This window comes from Sphingomonas sp. Leaf5 (genome assembly GCF_001421155.1).
Taxonomy (GTDB): domain Bacteria; phylum Pseudomonadota; class Alphaproteobacteria; order Sphingomonadales; family Sphingomonadaceae; genus Sphingomonas.
This window is the reverse complement of sequence record NZ_LMJZ01000019.1, coordinates 162,884-180,512: the sequence shown is the minus strand read 5'-3', so window position 1 is coordinate 180,512 and position 17,629 is coordinate 162,884. Positions and strand designations below refer to the sequence as shown.

At 63.6% G+C, this 17,629-nt stretch carries 17 protein-coding genes; 13 read left to right on the top strand and 4 right to left on the bottom strand.

Annotation, left to right across the window (positions count from 1 at the left end):
* Window position 1 precedes the first annotated feature (1 nt).
* The 13 genes from nuoF (at window position 2) to ASE50_RS12050 (ending at window position 14,606) form a co-directional block, all read left to right on the top strand.
* Window positions 2-1,306, top strand: coding sequence for an NADH-quinone oxidoreductase subunit NuoF (gene nuoF / locus ASE50_RS12110; RefSeq protein ID WP_056400643.1), 1,305 nt, complete (start codon window positions 2-4; stop codon window positions 1,304-1,306).
* Window positions 1,306-3,321 carry an NADH-quinone oxidoreductase subunit NuoG gene (gene nuoG, locus ASE50_RS12105; RefSeq protein WP_056400640.1) on the top strand — a complete coding sequence of 672 codons (2,016 nt, stop codon included), beginning with the start codon at window positions 1,306-1,308 and terminating at the stop codon, window positions 3,319-3,321. The genes nuoF and nuoG overlap by 1 nt, the downstream gene beginning before the upstream one ends.
* Window positions 3,322-3,347: 26 nt before the next feature.
* Complete coding sequence (nuoH, locus tag ASE50_RS12100; RefSeq protein WP_414882173.1) at window positions 3,348-4,373, top strand: NADH-quinone oxidoreductase subunit NuoH; 1,026 nt, start codon at window positions 3,348-3,350, stop codon at window positions 4,371-4,373.
* Complete coding sequence (gene nuoI / locus ASE50_RS12095) at window positions 4,370-4,855, top strand: NADH-quinone oxidoreductase subunit NuoI (RefSeq protein WP_055999366.1); 486 nt, start codon at window positions 4,370-4,372, stop codon at window positions 4,853-4,855. Before nuoH ends, nuoI begins: the two co-directional genes overlap by 4 nt.
* A gap of 112 nt (window positions 4,856-4,967) precedes the next feature.
* Window positions 4,968-5,579 carry an NADH-quinone oxidoreductase subunit J gene (locus ASE50_RS12090; RefSeq protein WP_056400637.1) on the top strand — a complete coding sequence of 204 codons (612 nt, stop codon included), beginning with the start codon at window positions 4,968-4,970 and terminating at the stop codon, window positions 5,577-5,579.
* Window positions 5,576-5,881 carry an NADH-quinone oxidoreductase subunit NuoK gene (gene nuoK / locus ASE50_RS12085; protein ID WP_055755914.1) on the top strand — a complete coding sequence of 102 codons (306 nt, stop codon included), beginning with the start codon at window positions 5,576-5,578 and terminating at the stop codon, window positions 5,879-5,881. Before ASE50_RS12090 ends, nuoK begins: the two co-directional genes overlap by 4 nt.
* Before the next feature lie 34 nt (window positions 5,882-5,915).
* A complete protein-coding gene (gene nuoL, locus ASE50_RS12080; protein WP_056400635.1) occupies window positions 5,916-8,003 on the top strand; it encodes an NADH-quinone oxidoreductase subunit L in 2,088 nt (695 codons plus the stop codon).
* Between the two features lie 37 nt (window positions 8,004-8,040).
* Entirely contained in the window at window positions 8,041-9,609 is a 1,569-nt protein-coding gene (locus ASE50_RS12075; protein ID WP_056400632.1) for an NADH-quinone oxidoreductase subunit M, read from the top strand.
* Entirely contained in the window at window positions 9,609-11,054 is a 1,446-nt protein-coding gene (gene nuoN / locus ASE50_RS12070; RefSeq protein WP_056400629.1) for an NADH-quinone oxidoreductase subunit NuoN, read from the top strand. Before ASE50_RS12075 ends, nuoN begins: the two co-directional genes overlap by 1 nt.
* Window positions 11,021-11,749: a biotin--[acetyl-CoA-carboxylase] ligase gene (locus ASE50_RS12065; protein ID WP_235512320.1), complete on the top strand. Its 729-nt coding sequence runs from the start codon at window positions 11,021-11,023 to the stop codon at window positions 11,747-11,749. The genes nuoN and ASE50_RS12065 overlap by 34 nt, the downstream gene beginning before the upstream one ends.
* A gap of 108 nt (window positions 11,750-11,857) precedes the next feature.
* Window positions 11,858-12,649, top strand: a complete 792-nt coding sequence (locus ASE50_RS12060; protein ID WP_056400620.1) for a type III pantothenate kinase — start codon at window positions 11,858-11,860, stop codon at window positions 12,647-12,649.
* Window positions 12,650-12,694: 45 nt separating this feature from the next.
* Entirely contained in the window at window positions 12,695-14,335 is a 1,641-nt protein-coding gene (locus ASE50_RS12055; RefSeq protein ID WP_156347431.1) for a ribonuclease J, read from the top strand.
* Window positions 14,336-14,345: 10 nt separating this feature from the next.
* Entirely contained in the window at window positions 14,346-14,606 is a 261-nt protein-coding gene (locus ASE50_RS12050) for a DUF1467 family protein (RefSeq protein WP_056400618.1), read from the top strand.
* On the opposite strand, the gene ASE50_RS19245 is transcribed toward ASE50_RS12050, so the two are convergent.
* From ASE50_RS19245 to ASE50_RS12040, 4 genes are read right to left on the bottom strand one after another with little or no spacing between them, the layout of a single operon-like run.
* A complete protein-coding gene (locus tag ASE50_RS19245) occupies window positions 14,603-14,782 on the bottom strand; it encodes a hypothetical protein (RefSeq protein ID WP_200909528.1) in 180 nt (59 codons plus the stop codon). The two genes, ASE50_RS12050 and ASE50_RS19245, sit on opposite strands and share 4 nt — an antisense overlap.
* Before the next feature lie 40 nt (window positions 14,783-14,822).
* Window positions 14,823-15,110 (bottom strand): ATP-binding protein, encoded by a 288-nt coding sequence (locus tag ASE50_RS19240; RefSeq protein ID WP_056400616.1) that lies wholly within the window; start codon window positions 15,108-15,110, stop codon window positions 14,823-14,825.
* Entirely contained in the window at window positions 15,107-15,253 is a 147-nt protein-coding gene (locus tag ASE50_RS19235; RefSeq protein ID WP_200909527.1) for a hypothetical protein, read from the bottom strand. The genes ASE50_RS19240 and ASE50_RS19235 overlap by 4 nt, the downstream gene beginning before the upstream one ends.
* A 20-nt stretch (window positions 15,254-15,273) precedes the next feature.
* The gene (locus ASE50_RS12040; RefSeq protein ID WP_056400611.1) at window positions 15,274-17,547 is read right to left on the bottom strand and encodes a hypothetical protein; all 2,274 of its coding nucleotides are present in this window, start codon (window positions 17,545-17,547) and stop codon (window positions 15,274-15,276) included.
* Between the last annotated feature and the right edge of the window lie 82 nt (window positions 17,548-17,629).

The window sequence follows — 17,629 nt, the reverse complement described above, 5'->3', positions numbered from 1 at the left end:
GATGCTGGCCGACAAGGATCGCATCTTCACCAACGTGTACGGGTTCCAGCCCTGGAACCTCGACGCCGCCGTGATTCGGGGCGACTGGGACAATACCAAGGCGCTGTTGCAGCTTGGTCCCGACACGATCATCGACCGGATCAAGGCGTCGGGCCTGCGCGGGCGCGGCGGTGCAGGGTTTCCAACCGGAACCAAATGGTCGTTCATGCCGAAGGCGCCCAAGCCCGACCGGCCGAACTTCCTCGTCATCAACGCTGACGAGTCCGAGCCAGGGTCGTGCAAGGATCGCGAGATCATCCGCCACGATCCGCACAAGCTGATCGAGGGCGCGCTGGTTGCGGGTTTCGCGATGCGCGCGCGGGCGGCTTATATCTACATTCGCGGCGAATATATCCGCGAGGCCGAAACGCTGTTCGCGGCAATCGCCGAAGCCTATGCCAAGGGTCTGCTGGGCAAGAACGCCTGCGGCTCGGGTTATGATTTCGACGTGTTCGCGCACCGTGGTGCCGGTGCCTACATTTGCGGCGAAGAGACCGCGATGCTGGAGTCGCTGGAAGGCAAGAAGGGCCAGCCCCGGCTGAAGCCGCCTTTCCCGGCAGGGGCGGGCCTGTATGGCTGCCCAACGACGGTCAACAATGTCGAGTCGATCGCGGTAGTGCCGACGATCCTGCGCCGCAGTCCCGAATGGTTCGCCAGCTTCGGCGCGGAGAATAACCGCGGGACCAAGCTTTTCCAGATCAGCGGGCATGTGAACCGGCCTTGCGTCGTCGAGGAATCGATGAGCATCCCGTTCCGCGAACTGATCGACAAGCATTGCGGCGGTATTCGCGGTGGCTGGGACAATCTGCTCTGCGTCATCCCCGGCGGATCGTCGGTGCCGCTGGTCAAGGCCGAGCATATCATCGACGCGCCGATGGATTTCGATGGCCTCAAGGCAGTCGGATCGGGTCTCGGCACTGCGGCGGTGATCGTCATGGACAAGTCGACCGACGTCGTCCGCGCGATCAGCCGGCTCAGCTTTTTCTACAAGCATGAGAGCTGCGGCCAGTGCACGCCGTGCCGCGAAGGTACGGGCTGGATGTGGCGAGTGATGGAGCGGTTGCGCACCGGCGATGCTGACATCTCCGAGATCGACATGCTGCAACAAGTTACGAAGCAGGTCGAAGGCCACACCATCTGCGCGCTCGGCGACGCGGCGGCATGGCCGATCCAGGGCCTGATCAAGAATTTCCGTCCGGAAATCGAACGGCGGATCAACGAGAAGCGTGGCGGCGGCATGTCGCCCATGATGGAAGCGGCCGAATAATGCCGAAGGTAAAAGTAGACGGCGTCGAAGTCGAAGTGCCGCAAGGCGCTACCGTACTTCAGGCATGCGAAGCGGCGGGGAAGGAAATTCCACGCTTCTGCTATCACGAGCGGCTGTCGATCGCCGGCAATTGCCGGATGTGTCTGGTCGAGGTGAAGCCAGGGCCGCCCAAGCCGCAAGCGTCCTGCGCACTGCCCGCTGCCGACAACCAGGAAATCCGCACCGACAGCGCGATGGTGAAGGCCGCGCGCGAAGGTGTGATGGAATTCCTTCTCATCAACCATCCGCTCGACTGCCCGATCTGCGATCAGGGTGGCGAATGCGACTTGCAGGATCAGTCGGTCGCGTACGGTCGTGGCCATTCGCGCTATGACGAGAACAAGCGCGCGGTCACCGAAAAATATATGGGCCCGATCGTCAAGACGGTGATGACGCGCTGCATCCAGTGCACGCGCTGCATCCGTTTTGCCGAGGAAGTCGCCGGGGTCGAGGAAATCGGCGCGATCTATCGCGGCGAGAATATGCAGATCACCAGCTATCTCGAGCAGGCGGTATCGAGCGAGCTGTCGGGCAACATCGTCGATCTGTGCCCGGTCGGTGCGCTGACGTCGAAGCCCTATGCGTTCGAGGCGCGTCCGTGGGAGCTCAAGAAGACGCTCGCTATCGACGTGATGGACGCGGTCGGCACCAACATCCGTCTCGACAGCCGTGGCCGACAGGTGTTGCGTTGTGTTCCGCGGATCAACGAAGACGTGAACGAGGAATGGGCGCACGACAAGACGCGCCACGCCGTCGATGGTCTCGTCCGTCGCCGTCTCGACAAGCCTTATGTCCGCAAGGACGGCAAGCTGGTCGCGGCCGAATGGGACGACGCCTTCGCTGCCATCGCGGCGGCCAATGCGGGATCGTCGGTTGCGGCGATCGCGGGCGACCTGCTCGATTGCGAGACCATGTTCGCGGCCAAGGCGCTGGTGAACGCGCTGGGTTCGTCGCTGCTCGAAGGGCGGCAGACGGGCATGGATTATGACGTCACCAATCTCGGGGCCGTCGCGTTCAACTCGACGATCGCCGGTGTCGAGGATGCCGATGCGATCCTGCTGGTCGGGACCGACCTGCGCCACGAAGCACCCCTCATCAACACGCGTGTCCGCAAGGCGATCAAGAAGGGCGCACGCGTGTTCGCGATCGGCCCCAATGTCGATCTGACCTACAAGGCGGAGTGGCTGGGCGACGATCTCGGTCTGCTCGGCGGCCTGCCCGACCGTGCGGCCGAAGCGATGGATGCGGCCAAGCGGCCGATGGTCATCGTCGGTCCCGCGGCGCTCCGGAACGGTCACGGCGCGGCGTTGAAGCTTGCGCAGGACGGCAATCTGGTCCGGACGCTCGAGGATGGCACGACGTGGAACGGCTTCAACGTCGTCCACCTCGCTGCCGCCCGCATGGGTGCCTTGATGCTCGGCTATGCGCAGCCGGGTGGCATCGCCGATATCGTCGCCGCGAACCCGAAGCTGGTATTCTTCCTCGGTGCCGACGAAGTGGACTTCGCCAAGTTCGCTGGCGCGATGAAGGTGTATATCGGCCATCATGGCGACAAGGGTGCTGTGGCGGCCGATATCGTCCTGCCGGGGGCGAGCTACGCGGAAAAGGCCGGCACCTATGTCAATATGGAAGGCCGTGTGCAGCGTGGCGACCGTGCGGTGTTCCCGCCCGGCGACGCGCGCGAGGACTGGACGATTTTCCGCGCACTGGCGGAAGTGCTCGGCGTGACGCTGCCGTTCGATGATTTCAACGGCGTGCGGGCGGCGATGGCATTGGCCGTACCCGAACTGGGTCGGGAGGGTCTGGTACGGTTTGACTGGAACCCGCCGGTACTCGACGCTAAGGGCTCGGGGACGGTGACCTATCCGGTGACCGACTTCTATCTGACCAACGCGATCTGCCGGGCCAGTCCGACGATGCAGCGTTGTTCGGCCGAACTTGTCCATGGCCAGGATTTCGCGGAGGCCGCCGAGTGACCTCGTTTTTCGAAACTACCGTCGGCATGCCCTATGGCTGGGCGTGGACCGTCGCGACGCTGATTGGCATTCTGGTCATCGCCTTGCCGCTGATGCTGGCGGTGGCGATGATCATTTACGCCGATCGCAAGATCTGGGCGGCGATGGCGCTGCGTCGCGGTCCCAACGTCGTCGGCCCGTTCGGCCTTCTCCAGTCGTTTGCCGACGGCCTGAAGGTGTTCCTGCAGGAGACGATCGTCCCGTCGTCGGCCAATCGTGGCCTGTTCCTGCTGGCACCAATCATCACCTTCACCGTCGCGCTGATCGTGTGGGCAGTGATCCCGTTCGATGTCGGCGTGGTGGTCGCCGACATCAATGTCGGTCTGCTCTACATTCTCGCCGCATCGTCGCTGGGGGTGTACGGCGTCATCATTTCGGGTTGGGCGTCGAACTCGAAATACCCGTTCTATTCGGCGCTGCGTGCCGCCGCGCAGATGGTCAGCTATGAGGTCGCGATCGGCTTCGTGCTGCTTTCTGTAGTGTTGTGGGCCGGATCGTTCAACCTGACGACGATCGTCCTCGAACAGCGGGCACATATCTTCGGCTTCATCAATGGCTTCGGTTTCAACCCGTTGCTGTTTCCAATGGCGGTCGTGTTCCTGATTTCCTCGCTTGCCGAGACGGCGCGCGCGCCGTTCGATCTGACCGAGGCGGAATCGGAACTGGTCGCGGGCTATCAGACCGAATATTCGTCGATGGCGTTCGCGCTGTTCTGGCTCGGCGAATATGCCAACGTCATTCTGATGTGCGCGCTCAACGCGCTGCTGTTCTGGGGCGGTTGGCTGCCGCCGGTCGATTGGGCTCCGCTCTATTTCGTGCCGGGCATCATCTGGTTCCTTGCCAAGACGTTCTTCTTCTTCTTCGTGTTCAGCTGGATCAAGGCGACGGTGCCCCGGTACCGCTATGACCAGCTGATGCGGCTGGGCTGGAAGATTTTCCTGCCGCTGTCGCTGACCTTCGTTTTCCTCGTGTCGGGCTGGCTGATGATCCAGCGCGTAGGATTGCCAGCATGAGTATCGCCCAGACCATCCGATCGTTCACCCTGTGGGAGTTCGTGAAGGCGCACGCGCTGACGCTGCGGTACTTCTTCAAGGCCAAGGCAACGATCAACTATCCGTACGAGAAGAATCCGATCTCGCCCCGCTTCCGCGGCGAGCATGCGCTGCGTCGCTATCCCAATGGCGAAGAGCGTTGCATCGCGTGCAAGCTGTGTGAGGCGGTTTGTCCCGCGCTGGCGATCACGATCGAGGCTGAACCGCGTCAGGACGGCAGCCGCCGGACGACCCGCTACGACATCGACATGACCAAGTGCATCTATTGCGGCTTGTGTCAGGAGGCCTGCCCGGTCGACGCGATCGTAGAAGGCCCGAATTTCGAATTCGCCACCGAAACGCGCGAAGAGTTGATCTATCACAAGGACAAGCTGCTCGCGAATGGTGACCGTTGGGAACGCGCGATTGCTGCGAACCTTGCGAGCGACGCGCCCTATCGGTAATGGCGCGCATATTCCGTACCGGCGGGGACGAGAGACCTCGCTTCGCCGGCCAATCGATTAGCGTTTCGTCCCGCAGCATCACGCGGGGCGGGCAGGGGGAAGAGCAGCGCTCGTGATCCAGACACTCGCCTTCTATCTGTTCGCCACGGTCGTGGTGGCATCGGCTGCGCTGACGATCACGTCGCGCAACCCGGTCCATTCGGTGCTGTGGCTGATCCTCGCCTTCTTCAACGCGGCGGGCCTGATGGTCCTTTGCGGGGCTGAATTCATCGCGATGCTCCTCGTCATCGTCTATGTCGGCGCGGTCGCTGTCCTGTTTCTGTTCGTGGTCATGATGCTCGACATCGACTTCACCGAACTGCGCGCCGGCTTCGTCCGCTATCTGCCAGCGGGCCTTGCGCTGGCGGTGCTGCTTGCGGTCGAACTCATCGTCGGTGCCTATGCGTGGACGGCCGCCCGGATCGACCTTGCGCGGCGCATCGCGCCCACCGAAGCGGCGGTGCCGAATATCGAGGCGATCGGGCGGCTGCTCTATTCGCGATATCTCTACGTCTTCGAAGGCGTCGGGCTGGTGCTGCTGGTCGCGATGATCGGTGCGATCGTCCTGACCCAGCGCAAGCGGGCGGATGCCAAGGCGCAGAACATCAATCGCCAGATCAATCGTCGGGCGAAGGATGCCATCCGCAACGTCAATCAGCCCATCGGGCAGGGGGTGGAGCTGTGATCGGACTGACCCATTATCTGGTCGTCGCGGCGATCCTGTTTACGCTGGGGGTGCTCGGCATCTTCCTGAACCGCAAAAATCTGATCGTCATCCTGATGTCGATCGAGTTGATCCTGCTGGCGGTGAACATCAATTTCGTGGCCTTCTCGGCGCAGTTGGGCGACCTCGTCGGTCAGATTTTCGCGATGTTCGTGCTGGCGGTCGCCGCGGGGGAGAGCGCGATCGGTCTGGCCATCATGGTCATCTATTTCCGTGGTCGCGGTTCCATCGCGGTCGACGACGTCAACCGGATGAAGGGGTGATGCCGGTGGCTTTTCGGTTTTCGGGGGTGCTTTCGTGAGCGCCATCCATATCGTCGTGTTCCTGCCGCTGCTGGCGTCGATCGTCGCGGGGCTGGCCAACCGCGCCTTCGGTATCGCGGTGCCGAAAATCATCACGACCGCCGGACTGTTGATCGCGGCCGCGCTGTCGTGGTCGATCTTCATTCCGTTCCTGACCGGCGCGGCGCAGGCGAACGTCGCGCAGGTGTCGACCTGGATTCTGTCGGGCGGCATGGACATCGCGTGGGAATTGCGGGTCGATCCGCTGACCGCGGTTATGCTGGTCGTCATCACCAGCGTGTCGGCGCTCGTCCACCTCTATAGCTGGGGCTATATGAGCGAGGACCCCGATCAGCCGCGCTTTTTTGCCTATCTCTCGCTGTTCACCTTCGCGATGCTGATGCTGGTGACCGCGAACAACCTGGTACAGATGTTCTTCGGTTGGGAAGGTGTCGGTCTGGCATCGTACCTGCTGATCGGTTTCTGGTTCCGCAAGCCATCGGCAAATGCCGCGGCGATCAAGGCGTTCGTTGTCAACCGCGTCGGCGATCTGGGCTTCATGCTCGGCATCTTCGGCACTTATCTGGTGTTCGGCACGATCTCGATCCCGGCGATCCTCGAGGCCGCGCCGTCGATGGCCGGCTCGACGATCGGTTTCCTGTGGTTCCGCGCCGACACGATGACGGTGCTCTGCCTGCTGCTGTTCGTCGGCGCGATGGGCAAGTCGGCACAGCTCGGACTTCACACTTGGTTGCCGGACGCGATGGAAGGTCCGACCCCGGTGTCGGCGCTGATCCACGCCGCGACGATGGTTACCGCCGGCGTGTTCATGGTGTGCCGTCTGTCGCCGATGTTCGAAACCTCGCCGACCGCGCTGGCCGTAGTAACCGGTATCGGTGCCGCGACCTGCCTGTTCGCGGCGACGATCGGGTTGGTCCAGACCGACATCAAGCGGGTCATCGCCTATTCGACCTGCTCGCAGCTCGGCTATATGTTCTTTGCGGCGGGTGTCGGGGCTTACGGCGCGGCGATGTTCCACCTATTCACGCACGCCTTTTTCAAGGCGTTGCTGTTCCTCGGTGCCGGCTCGGTTATCCATGCGATGCACCACGAACAGGACATGCGCTATTACGGGGGCCTGCGGAAGCATATTCCGCTGACCTTCTGGGCGATGATGGCGGGCACACTCGCGATCACCGGTGTCGGCATCTACGAAGTGGGCGGTTTTGCCGGCTATCACTCGAAGGACGCGATCCTCGAAGCGGCGTGGGCGGCGGGTCCGCGCGGCTATGGTGCCTTCTATGTCGGTACCTTCGCAGCGTTGCTCACCAGCTTCTATTCGTGGCGGCTGATGTTCCTGACCTTCTTCGGCAAACCGCGCTGGGCCGGGTCGGAACATATCCAGCATGCGGTCCATGATGCGCACGGTCATCATGGGCATGACGATCATGCCCATCACGATGCGCATCCGGCAGCCGAAGACGCGGGTCATGCCCCGTCGACGCACGACGCCCATGCCACCGATGTCGTCGAAGGTACGGCGGGCTATCATCCGCATGAGAGCCCGATCGTGATGCTCATCCCGCTGATCGTGCTGACGGTCGGCGCGGTCGCTGCCGGTTATGTGTTCAACCATTGGTTCATCGGCGGTGACGCCGGCGAGGCCTTCTGGAAGGGCAGCCTGTTCTACAACGAGCATCTGATGCACGCGATGCACGAGGTGCCGTTGCTGGTGAAGCTGGCCGCGACGATCGTGATGCTGATCGGTCTGGCGAGTGCATTTTACGTCTATATCCTGCGGCCGGGCACGGCGGCGGCGATTGCAGACACGTTCCGCGTGCTGCACCGCTTCCTGCTCAACAAATGGTATTTCGACGAGCTGTATCATCTGCTGTTCGTCCGCCCGGCCTTTGCGTTTGGCCGTTTCTTCTGGAAGCGTGGCGACGAACAGACGATCAACCGCTTCGGTCCAGATGGTTCGGCGGCGCTGGTCGGCTTTTCGAGCCGCCTCACGGTCCGGATGCAGACCGGCTATCTCTACACCTATGCCTTCGTCATGCTGATCGGCCTGACGGCGGCAGTTACCTGGGCGATCGCGTCGTGATGCGCGGTTTCAAGCAATTGGTTCGGGGGAATAACTCGTGAACGGCTTCCCGATCCTGTCGGTGATGCTGCTGGTACCGGCGGTCGCAGCGATGCTGTGCCTGTTCGTATCGGCGAACGGCGCGCGCTGGACGGCGCTGATCGCCACGCTGGTCAACTTCGTGTTGGGCGTACTACTCTGGGCCAGTTACGATATCGGCGGCGCGCAGTGGCAGTTTGTCGAGGCACCGGCGATAGGTGACTTTGGCGTATTCCGCTACGCGCTGGGGATCGACGGTTTTGCGTTGATGCTGATCATGCTCAGCGTCTTCCTGATGCCGATCTGTATCGGCGCATCGTGGAAGTCGGTGACCAATCGCGTACCCGAATATATGGCGCTGTTCCTGAGCGTCGAGGTGCTGATGATCGGCACCTTCGCGGCGCAGGATCTGCTGCTGTTCTACGTGTTCTTCGAAGCCGGCCTGATCCCGATGTACCTGATCATCGGGATATGGGGCGGGGCGAATCGCATTTACGCATCGTACAAGTTCTTCCTGTACACCCTGCTCGGCTCGCTGCTGATGCTGATCGCGATGATCTACATGATCCGCACGGCAGGTACGTCGGATATCCCGACGCTGATGGCGTATGATTTCCCGGTGCAGGTGCAGACGTGGCTGTGGCTCGCCTTCTTCGCGTCGTTCGCGGTCAAGATGCCGATGTGGCCGGTCCACACCTGGTTGCCCGACGCGCACGTGCAGGCACCGACCGCCGGTTCGGTCATTCTGGCGGGCGTGTTGTTGAAGCTCGGCGGATATGGCTTTCTGCGCTTCTCGTTGCCGATGTTCCCGGAGGCCTCGGGGCAGCTCACCTGGCTGATCCTGACGCTGTCGGCGATCGCGGTGGTCTATACGTCGCTCGTCGCGCTGGTGCAGTCGGACATGAAGAAGCTGATTGCCTACTCGTCGGTCGCGCACATGGCGATCGTTACCATTGGCCTGTTCGCCTTCAACCAGCAGGGCATCGAAGGCGCGATGATCGTGATGCTCAGCCACGGCCTGGTATCGGGCGCGCTGTTCCTGTGCGTCGGCATCATCTACGACCGACTGCACACGCGGGAGATCGCGCGCTATGGCGGTCTGGCGATCAATATGCCGCGCTATGCGGTGTTCTTCCTGCTGTTCACCATGGCGTCGATCGGTCTGCCGGGTACGTCGGGTTTCGTCGGCGAGTTCCTGAGCCTTGCGGGCACGTACCGCGTTTCGACGTGGGCGGCGTTGATCTGCACGACCGGCATCATTCTGGGCGCGGCCTATTCGCTTTATCTCTACCGCCGTATCGCGCTGGGTGATCTGGTGCATGACGATGTGAAGGCGATGCCCGACGTGTCGATGCGCGAACTGGCGATGCTGGCACCGATTGCAGCGGTCGTGCTGTGGATGGGCGTCTACCCCGAAAGTTTCCTTGCGCCGATGCGCAAGGATGTCGGCGTGCTGCTCGCTCGCATCGAACGGGCAGCGCCGGCTTCGGACTCACAGCCGACGGCCGGCAATCCGGCGGCGGCGGCGGCAAAGGCCGCGGAACATGGAACGGGCGGCGGTGAAGCGGCGCACGGGGAATCGCACTGATGAGCTACGCCGAACAACTTTCGATGACCCTGCCCGAGCTGGTGCTCGCGGTCGGGGCGATCGTCCTGATGCTGGTATCGGCATGGGGCAAGCAGGCGGCGACGCGCGGCGTCAGCATCGCGGCGGTCTTCATACTGGCAGGGGCCGGCGTGGCGCTGATCGGTAACGGATCGTCGGGTGGTACGGCCTTTGATGGCATGTATCGCGCCGATGCCTTTGCCGCGTTTGCCAAGGTACTGATCTATTTCGCATCGGCCGTAGCCATGATCATCGCGCCCCGCTTCTTCGAACGGACCAGCGGCGACGACCTGAAGCCTGAATATCCGGTGCTGATCCTGTTGTCGGCCTGTGGCATGGGCATGATGGTGTCGGCGTCGGATCTGCTGCTGCTGTATGTCGGGCTCGAACTGCAGAGCCTTGCGGCCTATGTGCTGGCCAGCTTCATGCGCCGGGACACGCGTTCGGCCGAGGCGGGCCTGAAGTATTTCGTGCTGGGTGCGCTGGCGTCGGGCATCCTGCTCTATGGCATCAGCCTGGTGTATGGCTTCTCCGGCACGACGTTGTTCACCGATATCGCGACGGCTTATGCCGGGCCGCGGAACACGGGCCTGCTGTTCGGGCTGGTATTCGTGTTCGCCGGGATCGCGTTCAAGCTGGCGGCGGTGCCATTCCACATGTGGACGCCGGACGTGTATGAGGGCGCACCGACCCCGGTGACCGCGTTCTTCGCATCGGCACCCAAGGTCGCGGCGATGGCGATGGCGCTGCGCGTCGCGGTCGAGGCGATGGGCCCGGCGGTGGACCAGTGGCGGCAGATCGTGATCTTTGCGGCACTCGCCTCGATCGTGCTCGGTGCGGTCGGCGCGATCGGCCAGACGAACGTCAAGCGGCTGCTGGCCTATTCGTCGATCAACAATGTCGGCTTCGCGCTGATCGGCCTGGCCGCGGGGTCGTCGCAGGGCGTGGCGGGTGTGTTGTTCTATCTGGCGGTCTATGTCGTCATGACGCTGGGTTCGTTCCTCGTCATCCTGCAGATGCGGGGCAGCGACGGGCAGCCGCTGGAAACACTGGCCAGCCTTTCGGGTCTGTCGCGGACGCGCCCGGCGCTCGCACTGGCGCTGGCGATCTTCATGTTCTCGCTCGCCGGTATCCCGCCATTGTTCGGCTTCTGGGCCAAATACGCGGTGTTCGATGCGGCGGTTCAGGCCGGCCTGTTCCCGCTGGCGGTCATCGGTATCGCGGCGTCGACGATCGGTGCCTATTATTATCTGCGCGTCGTCAAGACGATGTACTTCGATGAGCCGGCACCCGAGTTCTTGCGTGAACCGGCACTGGTCGAGGGTGGCTTGACCCTTGCGGCGGCGGTGGTGATTTCGCCGGTCAGCCTGTTCCTGATCCCGGCGCTGTCGGCGTGGTCGCTGACGGCGGCTCGGGCACTGTTCTGACGGTCCGCGTTGTCGGCGAGACCGGGTCGACCAACGCCGACCTGATCGCCGCTGCCGCGACCGGTGCCGAGGAAGGCCTCTGGTTGCGGGCCGAGCGTCAATCGGCCGGGCGAGGGCGGTTGGGCCGGAACTGGGCGGACGGTGCGGGCAATCTGTTCGCCAGCACGATCGTCCGGTTGCGCCCGCATGATCCGCCGGCGCATACCCTGACGCTGGTCGCCGCGGTCGCACTGGCCGAAGCGGTTGCGGCGTTTGCGCCGGGGCTCGCGACGATCAAATGGCCGAATGATCTGATGGTCGGCGATGCGAAGCTGTCGGGTATCCTGCTCGAACGATCCGGTACTGCGGTGGTGATCGGCTTCGGCGTCAATCTTTCCTCGCATCCGATCCTCGTCGATCGACCGACGACCGGTCTCGTGGCGGAAGGTTTCAACGTTGAGCCGGATGCGCTGCTTACGGAACTGCGCGACCGTTTTGCGGCCTGGGTCGCACTATGGCGGACGGGCGATCCATCAATTGTCCGAAGCGCGTGGGAAACGATGGCACATCCCGTCGGCACCACCCTTCGGGTGCGGTTGCCTGACGGTTGTGAACGTTCGGGACGGTTCGACGGCCTCGAGGCCGATGGCGCGTTGCGGTTGATCGATGAAGGCGGCAAGCCAGTGATCGTCCACGCCGGCGATGTTTCGGCATGAGGCGATCGTTACAAATGCGTGTGCGGCATTGCGGAGTGCTTGTCGTGGCCCGTCGCACGCTCTAGCGGGAAGGATAACCACGCCGGTCGGGCGAGACGGGGAAGTTCGATGCTGCTTGCGATCGATGCCGGTAATACCAACATCGTCTTCGCACTGGTCGATGGCGAGGTAATCGTCGCGCGCTGGCGCATCGCGACCGATCCGCGACGGACGGCGGACGAATATGCGGTATGGCTGAGCCAACTGCTCGCATTAGGCGGTCGTGACCGGTCGGTGGTAGCGGCAGTGATCATCGGCACGGTCGTTCCGCGCGCGCTGCATAATCTCGAAGTGCTCGCCAGCAAATATTTCGGGGTCGAGGCCCTCGTTGCCGGGCGCGGCGCGGCGACATTCGGCATCGCGCTCGATGTCGAGGAGCCGCATACGGTCGGTGCCGATCGCGCGTTGAATGCGATCGCGGCGCATGCGGCCCATCCGGGCGATTTGATCGTCGTCGATTTCGGCACGGCCGCGACGTTCGACGTGGTGGATTATACCGGCGCGTATAAAGGCGGAATCATCGCGCCGGGCATCAACCTGTCGCTCGATGCGCTGGTGACGGCGGCGGCCAAGCTGCCGCGCATCGCGATCGAGGCGCCAGCGTCGAAGACGGTGATCGGCCGCAACACCGCCGATCAGATGCACATCGGCATCTATTGGGGCTATATCGCGATGATCGAGGGGCTGGTCGCGCGGATGAAGGCGGAAATCGGCCGCCCGGTCCGCGTGATCGCGACCGGCGGGCTGGCGATCCTGTTCGAGAAACATACGCAGGTCTTCGATTCGATCGAACAAGACCTGACGATCACGGGACTGGCGATGCTGTGGCGCCGCACCCATATTTCTGCAGCAACGTACTGAACGAAACCCAACCCGCGAATGGGCGCGGGCATTGAAAGAGATTGAGTGACACTAAAGAAAGAACTGTTGTTCGTCGCGCTCGGCGGGTCGGGCGAAATCGGCATGAACGTCAACCTGTACGGGACCGCCGGCAAATGGCTGATGGTCGATTGCGGCGTGACGTTCGCCGATCCGGGCTATCCTGGCATCGACGTGATGCTACCCGACCTGCAATTCATCGAGGAACGCGGCGACCAGCTGCTCGGCATCGTCATCACGCACGGGCATGAGGACCACATCGGCGCGCTGCCGTATCTGGCCGCCGATCTGGGCGTACCGATTTATGCGACGCCGTTCACGGCCGGTCTGATCCGCGGCAAGCTGGACGAAGAAGGCATTGCCGATCGGGTGAAGCTGAAGATCGTGCAGATGGGTGGTGACGTGAATGTCGGTCCGTTCGGCGTCCGTTTCGTGCCGATGGCGCATTCGATTCCCGAATCGACCTCGCTGGTCATATCCACGCCGCATGGGAAGGTATTTCATTCGGGCGACTGGAAACTCGACGATCAACCAATGGTCGCGACGCCGGCCAGCCCGGCCGAACTCACCGCGATCGGCGACGAGGGCATCCTTGCGCTGGTGTGCGATTCGACGAACGTCTTCAACACCGAGGCATCGGGATCGGAAGCCGATGTTCGCAAGGGGCTGTTCGAACAGATCGCCTCTGCCGAGGGTCGGCGGGTGATGGTCACCAGCTTCGCGTCCAACGCCGCGCGCCTGCATACGCTGGGCGAGGTTGCACGCGACACCAACCGCAAGGTTTGCGTAGCGGGCCGTTCGCTCGACCGGATTCTGAAGGTCGCCAAGGCGACGGGGTATCTGAAGAGTTTCCCGCAGACTGTCGATTTCGACACCGCGATGCGGCTGCCACGCGATCAGGTCCTGATCATCGCGACCGGCGGGCAGGGCGAACAGCGCGCGGCACTGGCGCGGATCGCCAATCGGGAGCATCAGCTCAGCCTCCAGTCCGGTGACCGGGTCATCTTCTCGTCGAAGCAGATCCCCGGCAACGAAGTCGCAATCGGTCGCATCCAGAACCAGCTTGCCGCGGCCGGGATCGAAATGATCACCGATCGGCAGGCACACGTCCACGTCTCGGGCCATCCCGGTCGGCCGGAACTGGCCAAGCTTTATGGTTGGCTGCGTCCGAAGGTCCTCGTGCCGGTCCATGGTGAGATGCGCCACCTGATGGAGCATGCCCGGTTCGCGCTGTCGCAGGGCATCGGTCAGACACTGGTCCAGACCAATGGCGATATCGTGCGTCTGGCACCGGGCAATCCGACGAAGGTCGGACAGGCGGCCGTTGGGCGACTGGCGCTGGACGGCGATGTCATTCTGCCGGCGGACGGGACGACGATCAACGAACGGCGCAAGCTGGCTGCATTCGGCCATATGTCGGTGGCGGTCGCGATCGACCGGCGCGGGCAGTTGATCGGTCAGCCGCAGATCCGGGTGCAAGGCGTGCCGGTCGAGGAAGACCGCGAACCCTTTCTCGAGGAAGCGGTCGATGCGGCGGCAGAGACGGTCGCGGCGAAGGGGCGGGAGCGGTCCAAGCTGCCCGAGGCGATCCGCCTTGCGGTTCGCCGCGTCGCAACGCGCTGGACCGGCAAGAAGCCGGTCGTCGACGTGTTGATCATTCCGGCCTGACGAGCGGCGCATGACGTGGCAATCGGCACTCGCCATCTACCTGCTGTTCTGGGTGCTGGCGATGTTTCTGGTGTTGCCGTTCGGGGTTCGCACGACGCAGGAAGCGGGCGAACCCCCGGTGCCGGGACAGGCCGACAGCGCACCATCGGGGTTCCGCTTTGTGCAGATGGCGTGGCGGACGACGTTGGTATCCGCAGTGCTGTTCGGCGGCTTCTACCTCAACTACGTCTATGGCTGGGTGACCGCCGACATGCTGAATTTCTATAATTAGGCAACGTTCAATCGATCATGGTTTCGACCAGGTCGTGCGTGCGGGTCGCGAGTGAACTCCCGATACAGGCGAAAATGGCTAGTTTCCTCCAGCGTCGTCGGGCGCAGGCCGAAGTGCTCGACCTGCCATGGATCGGCGTCGGGCAGCGCCATCAGGATCGGCGATTGAGTCGCCATGATGACCTGACAGGTGCCCGTTGCAGGGCGCGAAGTAGCTTCAGGAAATCGAACTGCCTGGTCGGGGACCATCCCGAGTCCGGTTCGTCGAGAAGGAACAGTCCCCCTTCGCACAATCGTTCCTCGAAGAAATGGAGGCAGCCTTCGCCGTGCCCTGCGCACCGCCGCCTTCGCCAAAACCGGCCATCGTCGCGATCGCTTCGAGCAGCGTCGACTTTCCCGAACCCATCTCGTCGACGAGAATGGTGATCTGCTTTTCGAACGTCAGATCGAAGAGTCCGTTTGAGAAGGCAGCGCCTGCGAAACTCGCTATACCGCGAATTTTCAAACAATCTCGAAGCCGCCGTCGAACATGATCGGCAGCGAGAAGGGATAGGCGCTCTGGTCCTGTGCCGCCAGCGCATCCTCGGGCAGCCAGACGCGCTTCAGAAAGGGCGGGCGGAGCGAGGTCTTTCGCGTTCGGCGTGCCATCACGTCCCCCGCAAAACCCGTTAGTTTCGCAACCGCTCGATCGCCTGCGCCAGCACGACGTACAGTTTGCCCATGTCCGACGACAACAGGGTCACACCCATCGGCGATCCGTCGCGCAGGCCGAGGATCTGTCGCAGCATTGCCTCGAAATCGTGAATGTAGCGGTTCACCTGATCGCGGAAGCCGGGATCGGCGTCGTACAAGGCGGCGATCTCGCGTGCCTGCGTCCCGTCGACCAGCCGCACCGCACGCCGGGTGAAGACGCCGCGATCACCCTTCAGATAAGCGGCCCACGCCGTATCGGAGACATCGGTCGACAGCGACCGTGCGATGTCGATCGCGGCCGAGTTCATCGCCTCGATCAACAGCGAAACGCGGCGCGAAAATTGGTCGCTGTTGGCGGTTTCTTGTTCGGCGCGGGCCGTGGCCATGCGTTCGTCAAATTGTTTACTGTTGTCGACGATGTCGAGCATCTGCCGCGACAGCCGTTCCGATGCCTCGATCGCCGAGGCGACGGCGTGATTGGCGATGGCGGACAATTCCGCGACCTGTCCCGTCACCGCGCTGTCGACCGCGTTGGCGAGCGCGCGCGCACCCTGTACTTCCAGATCGCGGGCAGCATCAGGCAGGACCTTCGCCAGCGTCTCGCGCGCCTGTTCGCTCGCCGCTTCGGCGGTATCGCGAATGCGGAGCATCGCTTCGGTCAGGCGCGGCGCGGCGTCTTCGGCGAAGTGAATCGTCGTCGCAATGGTCTCGTCGACGATGGTGCGGACATTCTCGATCCGGTCGGCACCACGGTCGAGCGTGTCGAGCAGCGATTGCTGCACCGTCGACAGCGTGTCGCGCTGCATCGCCACGACCCCGGCAATCGCCTCGATCGCGTCATGGGTGCTCTCGGCGGCGGTGACCAGCGCGAGCAGTTCGGGCTTGGACTGGGCGACGACGGCGCGACTGGCAGCGATGCGACTGTCGAGCCGGTCGAGCGCACCCGGCAGCGTTTCGTCCATCTCGCGCGCCGCCGCGTCGAGTGCGGTCAGGACTTCCTCGGCACTGGCGATCACGCGCCGGGCGGTACCGTCGCCATTGGCCAGCGCGTCGGCAAGGGCATCGGCCACCTGTGTCAGGGCAGCGACCGATCCGGCCACCGCCTGGGTCCGTTCGACCCCGGTCACGCGCAAGCGTTCGAAGCGATCATCGACCCCGGCCAGCCCGTCGTTCAGCAGGGACAACAGCGCCTCGCCATCGCGACGCCGATCGTCTAGCCGTTCGGCGAGCAGGTGGATGGCGGCGTCGATCCTGCCGACACGATCGGCGAGCAGTTCGGCACCCTCGCGTCCGGCGCGTTCGATCGCCGATCCATTCGCCTCGATCATCGCGATCGTCGCATCGCCCTGCGCGGTGATTGCCTTGCGCGATTCGTCGATGGCGGCGGCAGCGCGTTCGAGCACCGCGTCGATCGCTTCGGACATGGTGGCGATGACCGATTCGAGGCGGACGCCGGCACTTTCGCTGGTCGCTTCCATCCGGTTCATATGTGCCGCCAGCCGCTGCGCCGCGCCCCCGGCCAGTTGATCGGCCTCACGCGAGCGTTGCGCGACGACGACCAGTTGCGCGTCGAGCGCCGCGACCCGTTCGCTCGCGGACAGCCCGGTCGCCTCGACCAGCGCGGCCATTTCCGCGGCTTCGGCACGGGCGCGGGGCAGGGAGGACAGCACCGTTGCCAGCCGCTGTTGCGTGGCATCGGCCACCCGATCGAGCCGGCCGGCGGTCGTGCCGATCGCCTCGACCTGTTCGCCCATCCCGGCACTGACGCCGCGCAGCCGATCGGTCGCACTGTCGCCCAGCGTCAGCAGCGATTGCGTCTGTTCGGCCAGTTCCCTGCGCGATTCCGATAAACTCTGTCGAACGCGGGCGATCACGACCTCCAAGGCTTGTGCCTCGGCCCGCATCGCCTGCGCGGTGGCGGCGAACCGCCGTGCCTCCGCCCGGCTGTTCCGACGAAGCAGCAGCCAGCCGACGCCGAGCAGCATCGGCGGCACGCACAGCGCGGCAATGAACGATACCAGCCCGATCGGCCCCAGCGCCGGCAGCGACGGCGCGCTCCATGCCAGCATCCCGCCGGTCCAGCCGAGCACCGCGATGCCGGCAAGCGTCGGTCCGATCCAGTTGCGCCGGATCGGTTCGGGTTCGGGGACAGCCTCCGCCAACCAGTGTTGCGCCTCGTCCTGCGCGACATGTTCGCCGTCGGAATGCTGGTGGTGCTGTTGCAGCTCCGTGATCGAACCCCCATTCATAACTGACCGTCTATCATGGTCGTCATCCGAACGACAGAGCGGTCGAACCGGTGGCCCGGTAACCTTCTTTTAACCTTTTGGG